9 protein-coding genes are annotated in these 11,545 nt (G+C 64.0%); 3 read left to right on the plus strand and 6 right to left on the minus strand.

Features of this window, described 5'->3' with window-relative positions:
- Nucleotides 1–596 precede the first annotated feature (596 nt).
- The gene (locus J2R78_RS28835; protein ID WP_021080321.1) at nucleotides 597–1,391 is read right to left on the minus strand and encodes a class II aldolase/adducin family protein; all 795 of its coding nucleotides are present in this window, start codon (nucleotides 1,389–1,391) and stop codon (nucleotides 597–599) included.
- Nucleotides 1,392–1,577: 186 nt separating this feature from the next.
- Between J2R78_RS28835 and J2R78_RS28840 the strand changes: the two genes are divergently transcribed.
- Nucleotides 1,578–3,074, plus strand: coding sequence for a M81 family metallopeptidase (locus J2R78_RS28840; protein ID WP_253607716.1), 1,497 nt, complete (start codon nucleotides 1,578–1,580; stop codon nucleotides 3,072–3,074).
- On the plus strand, nucleotides 3,071–4,081 hold the full coding sequence (locus tag J2R78_RS28845; protein ID WP_253607717.1) for a glutathione S-transferase N-terminal domain-containing protein: 1,011 nt from the start codon (nucleotides 3,071–3,073) through the stop codon (nucleotides 4,079–4,081). Before J2R78_RS28840 ends, J2R78_RS28845 begins: the two co-directional genes overlap by 4 nt.
- A 39-nt stretch (nucleotides 4,082–4,120) precedes the next feature.
- Here J2R78_RS28845 and J2R78_RS28850 read toward each other — a convergent pair whose 3' ends face one another.
- The 5 genes from J2R78_RS28850 to J2R78_RS28870 form a co-directional block, all read right to left on the minus strand.
- Nucleotides 4,121–4,750, minus strand: a complete 630-nt coding sequence (locus tag J2R78_RS28850; RefSeq protein ID WP_253609937.1) for a 2-hydroxychromene-2-carboxylate isomerase — start codon at nucleotides 4,748–4,750, stop codon at nucleotides 4,121–4,123.
- A gap of 508 nt (nucleotides 4,751–5,258) precedes the next feature.
- Complete coding sequence (locus J2R78_RS28855) at nucleotides 5,259–7,181, minus strand: NAD(P)/FAD-dependent oxidoreductase (protein WP_253607718.1); 1,923 nt, start codon at nucleotides 7,179–7,181, stop codon at nucleotides 5,259–5,261.
- 9 nt (nucleotides 7,182–7,190) lie between these two features.
- Nucleotides 7,191–7,964 carry an SDR family NAD(P)-dependent oxidoreductase gene (locus J2R78_RS28860; protein ID WP_225645907.1) on the minus strand — a complete coding sequence of 258 codons (774 nt, stop codon included), beginning with the start codon at nucleotides 7,962–7,964 and terminating at the stop codon, nucleotides 7,191–7,193.
- Entirely contained in the window at nucleotides 7,961–8,605 is a 645-nt protein-coding gene (locus J2R78_RS28865) for a TetR/AcrR family transcriptional regulator (protein ID WP_157345231.1), read from the minus strand. Before J2R78_RS28865 ends, J2R78_RS28860 begins: the two co-directional genes overlap by 4 nt.
- Entirely contained in the window at nucleotides 8,602–10,098 is a 1,497-nt protein-coding gene (locus J2R78_RS28870; protein ID WP_253607719.1) for an AMP-binding protein, read from the minus strand. The genes J2R78_RS28865 and J2R78_RS28870 overlap by 4 nt, the downstream gene beginning before the upstream one ends.
- Before the next feature lie 171 nt (nucleotides 10,099–10,269).
- Between J2R78_RS28870 and J2R78_RS28875 the strand changes: the two genes are divergently transcribed.
- Nucleotides 10,270–11,529 carry an ABC transporter substrate-binding protein gene (locus J2R78_RS28875; protein WP_038383532.1) on the plus strand — a complete coding sequence of 420 codons (1,260 nt, stop codon included), beginning with the start codon at nucleotides 10,270–10,272 and terminating at the stop codon, nucleotides 11,527–11,529.
- The last annotated feature ends 16 nt before the right edge of the window (nucleotides 11,530–11,545 follow it).

Here is an 11,545-nt window from a genome sequence, read left to right on the forward strand (position 1 = left end):
TCGGGGCCCAGCGGGTCCGGACGGGCAACTCGCTCGCCCAACACAATGCGGGAAATGCCTTTATTTTCCGGCACTTCCACCGTTTTCAACAAGTCGAAAAAGTGGCTAGACATCAAGTCGTGTGGTCCTGACGCCCTAGCGGTAGGTGTCTTTTCGAATTGCGCGATGCGCGTTGCGAAGACGGTGACAAGCAAGCCCAGTCTCGCCGGGGAGAGCACGAAATAAGCCGTAGCCCATCGCGCTGGGAAAGCCGGGTTGTTTCCGGTTACACCTGTGGTCCTACCCCCGAGCTTACTACCCATTGCTCGGGGCCCATGGGTGCGATCGGCACCCAGCTTTCCCTGCGCCCTCTCTTTCAGAGGGTGAAACGAACAGCAAAGCTCGGGCGAAAGGCGCCGCGAGAATGGGATGTGTGACTCACAGATCGTGCAACAATTTCAGCGTCGTCCCGGCGAAGGCCGGGACCCATTGCCACGAATGCGAATTGTGGCGCGACGCTGGGCCACGGCCTGTTTTTCAACAACGCTATTCTGTGGTTATGGGTCCCGGCCTTCGCCGGGACGACGAATGGAGAAGGCCTAAGCCGGCTTTCGCTCTCAATCCCGATACGACGGATCCGCCCGGTCGAGCTTGCGCAGCAGCGCGGGCCAGGCGAGTTCGCCGTTGCGGGCGGCGCGGCCCGGCTTCGGCAGCATCCGCTCATAAGTGTCTTCGAGGATGTTTTGCGGCGGATAGATCAGCTTGGTATTGCAGGACAGCGCCATCACCTGGGTCTGGCAGGCGCGCTCGAGGCGGAACAGCACGTTGAAGGCGGCGGGCACGGTACGGCCGACGACCAAGAGGCCATGATTGCGCAGGATCATCGCCTCGTTGTCACCGAGGTCGCGGACCAGGCGTTCGCGCTCGTCGACATTGTCGGCGATGCCCTCGAAGTCGTGATAGGCGATGTGCAGGAAGCGCATCGAGGTCTGCGCCAGCGGCAGCAGGCCGCATTCCATCGCCGAGACCGCCATGCCGGCCGGGGTATGGGTGTGCGCGACGCAATCCATGTCGTGCTTGGCCATGTGGATGGCGCTGTGAATGACGAAGCCGGCGACGTTGACGTCGTAGTCGGTGGCGTTGAGCAGCGTGTTGCCCTCGACGTCGACCTTGATCAGGCTGGAGGCGTCGATCTCCTCATACAGCATGCCGTAGGCGTTGATCAGGAACTGGTCGGTGGTGCCGGGCACGCGGCAGGAGATGTGGTTCGCGATCATCTCGGTCATGCCGTACATCGCCGTCAGCCGATAACAGGCGGCAAGATCGACGCGGGCCTGCCACTCCTCGGCGCTCACCTGCTCGCGAACCGATTTGACGACCTTGATCGCGGGCGAACTGACGGGGGGATTCATGGCGTTCTCTCCTTGAGATATCTGCGGGGCCGCGGCCCGATTGTTGCGGCGACCATAGCAGAATCCGCGCGGCGGCAAGCTGTGCTGCGCCTGCTTATTTGCAGGTCTGGCGGGCAAAAACCGAATGCGGATTGGCGCGCCGCGCCTTCAATGCCACAATGCGGAAAACAGCCGAGGCGCACCAAAATGAGCGATCGCAAGATACGTATCGCCGTCCTGCATTTCTCCCACGAAACCGTCTCGTTCCTGCCGAACGAGACCACGCTCGACGACTTCATCTATCCGGGCTCGCCGGCCAAAGGCGAGGCGCTGCTGCGGTTCGATCCCAAGAACTATATGGGCGGCTTCGTGCAGGTGGCGCGCGAGTTCTCCGAGGTCGAACTGGTCGGCATCGAATCCCCGCTCTGGCCGAAGACTTACACCGGATCCGGCTGGATTACCGAGGAAGCTTATCGCACCTTCACCGGCAAGATGATCGCCGGATTGAAGGAGGAGGGACCGTTCGACGGCGTCTATCTGTGCCTGCATGGCGCGATGGCCGTGCGCGGCGTGCCGCGTCCCGAAGCCGATCTGGCGCGGCAGGTGCGCGAAGTGGTCGGCCGCTCCGCCTTCATTGCGGCGACGTTTGATCCTCACGGCAATGAGGACGAGGCGTTCCTCGAGCAGGCGGACATGGCATTCGCGGTCAAATATTTCCCGCATTATGACGCGCATCTGCAGGGCGAACGCGCGGCGCGTATGTTGGTGCGGGCGATCCGAGGCGATTACAAGCCGGCGCACAGGACGATCAAGGTTCCCGTGATCTTGCCCACGGTGCTGCAATGGACCGGGGCGCGGCCTTGGATGGACCTCGTGCAGCGCGCGCTGGTCTGGGAGGCGCGCGAGGTCGACGTCTATGTCAACATCTTCTTCGGCTTCCCGTTCGCCGACGTTCCCGATCTCGGCATGACCGTGCAGGTTCTGACCAACGACAATCCAAAGCTCGCCGAGCAGGTCGCGCGCGATCTCGCCGGCACGATCTGGCGGCTGCGCGAAGCCTTGCTGCAATCGACTAGGCTGTACAGCATCACCGAGGGTGTTGCGCTGGCCAAGCAGGCCGTCGCCGCTGGCAATACACCGGTGGTGCTGGCCGATCACAGCGACCGGTCGGGGTCGGCGACCTGGCTGCTGCGTGAGATCATCGCGCAGGACCTCGCCAACACCGTGATCGCGACCATCGCCGACGCCAGGGCGACCGCAAGCCTGAAGGCCGCCGGCGCCAAGGCCGGCGATACCTTCGACATGGAGATCGGCGGCCGCGCCGACGAGTCGGCAGGCGATCCGGTTCGGATTCAGGGTACGGTTTCGGCGGCGGGCGAGGGCTACGGCCAATTCTGGGTCTGCGTGCGCTTCGGCCGCAACAATGTGCTGATCCTGTCCACTTATCTGGTGCAGATCATGGAGCCGTTTTCGCTGAAGGCGCTGGTGCCCGACATCGGCGCCTTTGACGTGATGGCGATCAAGTCGCGGGTCCATTTCCGGCGCGGCTTCGACGACAATGGATTTGCCAAGACGATCCTCCTGGTCGAACCCGACGAGCCGTTCCTCGGTACCACGCGTCTCGACAAGCTGCCGTACAAGAACGTCGATCTCGCGCAGTTCTATCCGTACGGCAATCCGGCATTTTCGGAGGCGTCGCCATGACGGAGAACCGCTATCGCCTGATCGGCTCGACCGCCTCGCCCTATGCGATCAAGTTGCGCGCGCTGATGCGCTACCGTCGGATCCCGCACGACTGGGTGATCATGACCAAGGCTTTGCGCGAGGCAACCGCGCATCTGAAGCCGATGCTGATCCCGGTGCTGCAATATCCCGACGGCAGCTACCGCGGCGAGACCACGACGCTGGCCTATGATCTGGAAGCGCGGCATCAGGGACGGTCGGTGATCCCCGAAGACAAGGCCATCGCTTTCATCTGCGATCTGCTCGAGGACCTCGCCGACGAATGGGCGGTGAAGCCGTTGTTTCTCTATCGTTGGTGGGATCCGGAAGACCAGGCCTATGTCTCGCGCTGGGCCGGCGAGGAGTGGTCGACATCGGAGGCCGAGGCCGGCAGCTGCGAGGAGATCGAGGAGTTCCGGCAGCGGCAGATTTCGCGCATGGTCATTCTCGGCGCAACGGATGAGAACAGGCCGCTGCTGGAGGAGAGCTACCGGCGTACGCTTGCCGCGTTCGAGCCTCAGGTCGGCATGAGGAGCTATCTGTTCGGCAGCCGGCCGTCGCTGGCGGATTTTGCCTGGTTCGGCCAGCTCAGCGAGATGGCGACCGACCCGACCCCGATGCGGATCATGCGCGAGCGCGCGCCGTTCACCGATCACTGGGTGCGGCGGCTCGACGATGCGTCAGGTGTCGAGGGTGACTGGTATCCTCGTGAGCAGGCGCTTGGCGGATTCGCGGAGGCGCTGCTGCGGATCGCCGGCGAACTTTATCTGCCGTTCCTGGCGGCCAACGCGGATGCCTTCGCGAAGGGCCTCGAACGGCTCGAGATCAACGTCTGGGGACTGCCCTACGCGCTGGCGCCGTTCAAATATCAGGTCAAATGCCTGCAGCAGCTGCGCGAGAAGTTTGCCGCGCTCGATGCCGGCGAGCGCGCGGCGTTGAAGCCGGTGCTGGAACGCACCAGGTGCTGGGCGATCCTGAACGGAGGCTGATCGATCAGCGACGATAGGCCGATTCGAAACGGTCGGCGCCTACGTCCGGTGCCGGCTGCCAAGCGCGATCGCAATCGTCTCAGGCTGCTTGATCCGCTCGATCAGCATGTCGATGCGGTCGCCGCCCCAGAACAACTCGCCGTTGAACACCATGCTGGGCACGCCGAACACGCCGAGGGCTTCGGCCTCGTCGATGATGCGATCATGTTCGGCGCGGGCAGGACCGCGAACATAGGCCTCGAAGGCGTCGGCGGAGCCGCCGACCGCGGTGATCACGTCGGCAATCTCGGGCAGTTCGTCGATCTCGAGCTCATGGTTCCAGAATCTCCGCAACACCGTGTCGTGATAGGGGCGGAACAGCCCGTGACGCTGCGCGAACAGCATCCCGGCGCTGGCGTAGAAGGCGTCGTAGATCCGGCGCGGGCCCTTCATGGTCAATCCCTGCGCGTTGGCGAACCGCCGCGCATCCATGTAGGCGTAGCGCACCTTGCGCCAGAAGTGCGGCGTGCGTTCCTCGACCGTGCCCATGAATTCGGGAATGCGAAGCGTGTAGGGCAGCCATTCCAAATCGACGCTGTAGATCTCCTCGAGTTCGAATAGCCGCTTGTTGGCGACGTAGGCATAGGGAGACTTGTAGTCGGTGTAGATGCGTACGCGCGGCTTTTCCATCATCGTTCCTCACCCGGTCGGGACAATTGTTTCCGATCCTGCGCGGGGGTGCAATGCGGCCTGATGAAGGGAGATGGCAGGCAAACGAATGGGCCCCGGTGCATTCAAGCATCTTGCGGGGCCCTGCTACTTCGTTTTAGCGAAGGATGTCTGGTAAAGACCAGTGGTGTTTCGGGACCTAAAAGCGCGTGGCCTTTGCGCTCTCGTCCTGCGGATATCTTCAGATTGTCGGCAGTGCACGCGGCTAGCAGCTGCTGTTCGCCTCAACGTGCACCGTGACCTTGCCGCTGAGCAAGGTCGCTGGCTTTCGCCGGTGGCGTCATGCTCCTCTCCGAGGGGTGGTCCAACGGACATCTGTCCGCTTCTGCTGCCTGGCGGCCGATCCCATAATCGTCCGTCAATTCCTGCGACGCGAGGAGCAAGCGCTCCAGCACCCCAACAGGTGCAGTCAGCGAAATGCTGCGGCAGTTATGGCCTTCTGTCAAGTTAACGAGCGAGGGAACTCAGGTCAGGAGTCCTGTCGCGCCTTGGTCTTTCGATATTGGGTGAAGTCCGGATCGTGCGTCATTTTCCAGTAGTCGACGAACCGCCACGGCATCGCCGAGAACACGCGGCCGCCGCTGTTGCGGTAGTAGGTCGTCATGCCCGGGTGCGTCCAGATCAGTTGCTCATGCTCGGCGTCGACGTTGCGGATATACGCGTCATGCGCGTCGGGATGCACGTCGATCGCGGCGATGTCGTTCTCGATCATCTCGACAAGGCAGGCGGAGATGTAGCGGCTCTGGCATTCCGACTGGAAGATCACGCTGCCGCCATGCGCGGGCCCCGAGTTGGGACCAAGCATCAGAAACAGGTTGGGGAAATCAGGCACGGTGAGGCCGAGATAGGCGGTCGGATTGTCGTCGTGCCAGGTCTGCTTGAGGTTCTTGCCGTCACGCCCGGTGATGTTGAGCCGCGCCGCCATCTCGGAGACCTTGAAGCCGGTCGAGATCACGACGACGTCGTGCTGCCGCGACGTGCCGTCGGCCGTGACGATTCCGTGCCGATCGAAATGGTCGATCTTGTCGGTGACCAGCTCGACATTCGGTTTGGTCAGCGTCTTGAACCAGTTGTTGTCGAGCAGGATGCGCTTGCCGTAGGGCGGATAGGTCGGCATGCATTTCTCGATCAGGTCGGGGCGATCCTTCAGCTCGGACAGGATGAAGTCGGCGAGCTCCTGGCGATGCCGGTCGTTGCCCTTGTTGACGGCGCGGTCCGGATGCGGCCAGGCCGGATCCTTGCGCAGGAACGGCAGCAATCCGTCGCCGTAACGCCAGAACATGTTGAAGCGATACCACTGCACATAGAACGGCAGATGCGCGAGCAGCCACTGCGCACCTTCGGTGATCGGATCGGAATAGCCCTTCACCGGCCGCGCCCATTGCGCGGTGCGCTGGTAGACGGTGACCGAGGCGACGCGGTCGGCGATCGACGGCACCAGCTGCATCGCGGTTGCGCCGGTGCCGATCACGGCGACATGCCTGTCGTCGAGCTTGATGTCGTCGGACCACAGCGCCGAATGGACCTTCAGGCCTGTGAAGGCCTCGTCTCCCTCAAAGCGGGCAGGCAGGGGATCATTGAGCTGGCCGATCGCGCTGACCAGCGCGGTGGATTCAAAGGTTTCTTCGCCGCGGGCAGTCTTCAGCGTCGAGATCCAGCGTCGCTTGCCTTCGTCCCAGCGCGAGGCGACGAGCTCGGTATTGAGGCGGACATGCTTGCGGATGTCGTATTCGCGCACGACCTTGAGCAGATAATCGAGCAGCTCCTGGCGCTGCGCGAAATAGCGGGTCCACGGATTGCGGGCGCCGAACGAGAAGGAATAGGAGTGGTTCGGCGTATCGACGCCGCAGCCGGGATAGCGGTTGACGTACCAGGTGCCGCCGATCTCGTCCTGCCTCTCGACAATCGTATAGGGGATGCCGAGCCGGCCGAGCGCGACGCCAAGCGCGATCGCGCAGACCCCGGCGCCGACGATCAGCACATGCTGCTGCGCCAGCTTCTCGCCAGAAGGGCGCTCGCGCCAGCGCGCGTCGCGTGGGATGAAGCCCATCTCCTCCCGCATCAGCGGCGCATATTCCGGCGCGACATTGTCGCCGAGCGTCGCGCGCATCATCCGCAGCATCAGCTCATTGCCGGGATCGGTGATGACGGGCTTCGGGGTGCCGTTCGCGAACAGGTTCAGGACCGCCGCGCGAATCTCGTCCTGGATCTCCTGAGGCACACCGGCGTCGGGATCCGGGATCAGGCGGACGTCGCGCTTCGGCTTGTAGGGCGGCTCGAGCCACTTCTCGTCGCCGGTCATGTGCACCAGCACCATCAGCAGCACGCGGATGTCACCCTCGGCGATGGCGGAGGACAGATCGAGGTGTTTGCGCGGAAGCTCGATATTCATGCGTTGTCCTCAGCTGCGTGGGGCTTCCGGCAGGCCGCCATAGGCGGCCCAGGTGGTGCCTGCGATGTAGCCGGCATCGACCGGCAGGTTGATGCCGGTGATGCCGCTGCTCTGCGGCGAGAGCAGCCATGCGATCGCCTGCGCGACTTCGATCGGCTCGACCAGCCGGTTCAGCGCGGTCGGCCGCGCCAGCAGGTCCTTGTTCAGGGCGCCCGATGCGATGCCGGCCTCGAGCGCTGCCGTGCGGGTGAAGCCGGGCGACACCGCGTTGACGCGGACGCCGGAACGGCCCCATTCGGCGGCGAGCGTCTGCGTGATCTGGATGACGCCGGCCTTCGCCGCGGTATAGGCGTGGATCGGGCCCGACGTCATGCCGGCCACCGAGGCGACGTTGACGATCGCGCCATGCCGCCGCTTCGCCATGGCGATGCCGACGCTGCGCGCGACCAGGAAGGTGCCGCGCAGATCGATATTGACCTCGCGGTCCCATTGCTCCATCCGCACCCGTTCGATCGTGTGCATCTTACCGAACACGCCGGCGGCGTTGACGAGGCCGCTGATCGGACCATGCGCGGTCTCGATATCGGCAATGCCCGCGACAACGGCGCTCTCGTTCGCGACGTCGAACGGCGCCGGCCACAGGACGGCGGCAGTTCCAACCAGCGGCTCGGGCGCGATGTCGACGATGACGACGCGATGCCCCTGATCGGCGAGCAGTGTCGCGGTCGCCGCACCAATGCCGCGGCTGCCGCCGGTGACGAGGATGGTGCCCTCAGCGCTCATGATTTTCTTCCCTTGTCGCTGGTGGTGAACAGGCCGCGGGTGACCAGTTTTTGATAGGCGGTGATCACATAGTCGGGCACCGCGGTGACGCCGCGCTCGGAATAGGAATAGCGGCGGCTGAGATAACCGCGCGCGCCCATCAGCACCTGGACGATGGCCTCGAATTCCTCGTCGCTGAACGCGTTGGTCGCACCGGCAGCCCGCGCGCGTTGCAGGATCCGCACATAGGCGCTCGAGATGTTGTCAAAATGCTTCTGGTAGCCGATCGGCGCGAAGAATTCGGCCTCGTTGAGGATGCGCAGGAATTCCGGCACCTCGCGGATGAAATCGAAGAAGGCGCTGAAGCGCTCGACCTCCTGCCGGGCTTCGCTTGCGGTGCCGGTGCGCGCATGGATGAAGCGGACCATGTCGAGGCCGATCTTCGGCAGCAGCTGGTCGAGCAGCTCCTGGCGGTTCTCGAAATGATTGTAGAAGGTGCCCTGCGCGACGCCGGCGGCCTCGGTGATGCGCGCGACCGAGGCTTCGGCATAGCCGTATTTGCCGACGACCTTGGTCGCGGCGTCGAAGATCTTCTGCTTGGTCCAGGCGTTGCGCTCGACCCGGTTGAGCTTTGTCACTTTGGCGGTTGTCGCTTGCGTCATGCGGTGGCCTCGAGTTCGGCGCGGAGCACGCGTTTGAGCACTTTGCCGGATGGATTGCGCGGCAGGCTGTCGCGGATGACGAGCTGCCGCGGCACCTTGAAGCCGGCGAGCCGTGTCCGGCAGTGGTCGGTGAGACCGGGCAGGTCGAGCTTGGCGTCGTCGGCCAGCACCACGATCGCGACCGGCTTCTCGCCCCAGCGCGCGTCCGGCAGGCCGATCACCGCGACCTCGCGCACTTCGGGCATTTCGTAGATGACGCGCTCGACCTCGGAGGAGGCGATGTTCTCGCCGCCGGAGATGATCATGTCCTTCTTGCGGTCGGTCAGATACAGGAAGCCGTCATCGTCGAGATAGCCGACATCGCCGGTGCGGAACCAGTCGCCGAAGAACGCGGATGCGGTCTTCTCCGGATCCTTCCAGTAGCCCTGCGTGACCTTCGGGCCGCGCAGGCAGATCTCGCCGTTCTGGCCGGCCGGCAGGCGCTTGCCGGCATCGTCGCGAATCTCGATCTCGACATGGGCGATGGCGCGGCCGGTCGAGCCGATCTTCTCGATCTCGCGGCCGGCGTCCATGAAGGTATCGCCGCCGCAGCTTTCGGTGAGGCCGTAGGCATCGATGTAGCGCGCGTTCTTGAAATAGTCAGAGAAGGCGCGGATGCGGACTTCCGGTGTCTTCTCGCCGCCGCCGATCGCCCATTGCAGGCTGGAGACGTCATAGCGCTCGCGGTTCGGGCAGGTGAGGAGCGCCGTCGTCATGACCGGCGCGAACCATGCCGCGTTCAGTTTCTCCCGCTCGATCGCGGCGAGTGCGGGTTCAGGCTCGAAGGTGCGGTGGATGCACAGCATGCCGCCATGCCAGAGCACCGCGATGCCGGGCAGGTCGAGCGCGCCGACGTGATAGAGCGGACCGACGACGAGCAACCGCGTGTCGGCGTTGAGCCCGAGCACCAAGGTCTGGTCGGCGGACTTCCAGTAGACGTTCTCGTAAGTGAGCATCACCCCCTTGGGACGATCGGTCGTGCCCGAGGTGTACATCAGCCGCATCAGGTCGCGCGGCCCGCGCACATGGATCGGCGCCGGCGCGATGTCGGGCGCAAGGTTGGTGACGCTGGACTGCGCGACCTCATCGAGCAGCACGACCGGCGCGCCGCCGGTTTCGATCGCGGCAAACTCCTCGTCGGCGACCAAGAGGCGCGCGCCGGAATTGCCGACGATGTAGCCGACCTCATCGGCCGAGAGGCGATAGTTGATCGGCAGGAACACCGCGCCGATATGGCTGGTCGCGAACGCCAGCTCGAGAAAGGCCGTGCTGTTCTTCATCAGCACGGCGACGATGTCGCCGGGCGCCATCCCGCGCGCCGCGAGCCAGCCGCCGACCTGCCGGATCCGCAGATCAAAGTCGGCGTAGGAGACGTCCTCACCGCGATATTTCAGCGCACAGCGGTCCGGAGTCCGCCGGGCATGAAATGCGATGAAGCTGGAAAGGTTGATCATTTGCCGCCCGCGGGGCCGATTCCGGCGCCGTTTTCTCCCTGGATGAATTGTGAGTCGTAATTCATCTTTGGCTTGACGTCACCCCCCTTGCTCTGAAAACATCGTGGTCATGGAGACGGAACGATCTCCGGCAGGGATTTTGGGAACGCGAATCCGACAGGGAGGGGAATGATGAAGAGGACCCGGAAACCGGGCATCACCCGGCGCTCGACGCTTGCGCTGATGGGCGCCGGTGCGGTGAGCTTTGCCGCGCCATGGGTGGCGCGCGCACAGGCCAAGACGATCAAGATCGGCATGCCGACCATTCTGTCGGGCCGCGTCGCGCAGCTCGGAACGTCCTCGCGCAACGCAGTGCTGCTGGAGGTCGAGAAGGTCAATGCCGCCGGCGGCCTTGCCGGGCGGCAGATCGAGATGGTGATCCGCGACTCCAAGGGACAGCCGCAGGAAGCGGCGCGCATCGCGCGCGAGCTCGTCAACACCGACGGCTGCGAGATGCTGCTTGACGGCGAAGCGTCCTCGGGATCGTTCGCGGTTCACGAAGTGGCGCGCGATCTCGGCGTGCTGTGCATCCACACCTGCTCGGAAGCGTCATCGCTGACCGCCGATCCCAAGCAGCACATCCCGAACGCCTTCCGTTGTGTGCGGCAGGGCATTCATGATTCGATCGTCGGCGCCAGCTACGCTGCAGGGATCGCCAAGGCCAAGGGCCTGAAGAAATGGGCGACCTGTTCGCCCGACTATGCCTATGGCCGCGACACCACCGGCGAGTTCGTGCTCTACCTGAAGAAGTTCGCGCCTGACGTCGAGATCATCAGCGAGTCCTGGCCAAAGCTGTTCCAGCCCGATTACACCGAGGTGGTGACCAAGATCCTGCAGGCAAAGCCGCAGGCGCTTTATTCGTGCCTGTGGGGTGGCGATCTCACCTCCTACATCGACCAGGCCAACATCTACGCGATGTTCACCCAGATGGAGGTGTTCGCGGTCAACATGGCCGACTACACCGCACTCACGGTGGTGAAGAACTTGCCCAAGGGCATCCACTCCGGCGACCGCTACATCAAGACATTCCCGCCGACGCCGGAAAATGCGGCCTGGGGCGATGCCTACAAGGCCAAGTACAACGAGTACCCGACCAACTGGTCGTGGCAGAACGCCACGGCGGTCATGTTCCTCAACGAGGCCGTCAAGAAGGCGAACTCGACCGACGGCAAGAAGGTCGCGGAAGCGCTCACCGGGCTCACCATCAAGTGCCCGTTCGGCGCCGACGGCACCGTCACTATGCGCGCCGACGACCACACGCTGGTCGGTTACGCCATCGGCTGGGGCACCACGATCCCGCAGGAGCCCTACGTGCCTGACGTGAAGGCCGGAGACTGGAAGACCATCTTCGAGCTCGAAGCCGAGTGGAAGAAGAGCAAGGGCTACACCTGATCCGCATGTCGGGCGG

It is taken from the genome of Bradyrhizobium sp. USDA 4538, assembly GCF_024171045.1.
Classification (GTDB): Bacteria; Pseudomonadota; Alphaproteobacteria; order Rhizobiales; family Xanthobacteraceae; genus Bradyrhizobium; species Bradyrhizobium australafricanum.